1 pseudogene is annotated in these 256 nt (G+C 41.8%); it reads left to right on the top strand.

Going from position 1 to position 256, the window contains the following annotated elements:
* A pseudogene (locus AAEY68_RS21305) lies at positions 1-256 on the top strand (efflux RND transporter periplasmic adaptor subunit); the annotation flags it as partial.

Below are 256 nucleotides of genomic sequence, written 5' to 3'. Positions count from 1 at the left end.
CGCCTAAAGCATCACGTTTTTCAGCACCGCCAAAAGCAAAAATTAATGTAGCGGTAAAACCATTGCAGTTAATTGACTACCCCGTTGAAATTGATAGCTTTGGTACGGTTAAACCACGGACTCAAAGTATGTTGGTGGCTCAGGTTTCTGGGCTGATTATTGATATAAATGAGCAGTTCCGCGAAGGCGGCTTTTTTGAAAAAGGCGATGTGTTACTTCAGCTAGATGATCGCGATTTAAAAGCGGAAGTTAAATC

Source organism: Pseudoalteromonas sp. RB2-MNA-CIBAN-0110 (assembly GCF_040309305.1).
GTDB classification, from domain to species: Bacteria; Pseudomonadota; Gammaproteobacteria; order Enterobacterales; family Alteromonadaceae; genus Pseudoalteromonas; species Pseudoalteromonas arctica.
Note: the sequence above shows the minus strand (reverse complement) of the source record. Positions and strands in the feature narration are given on the sequence as shown.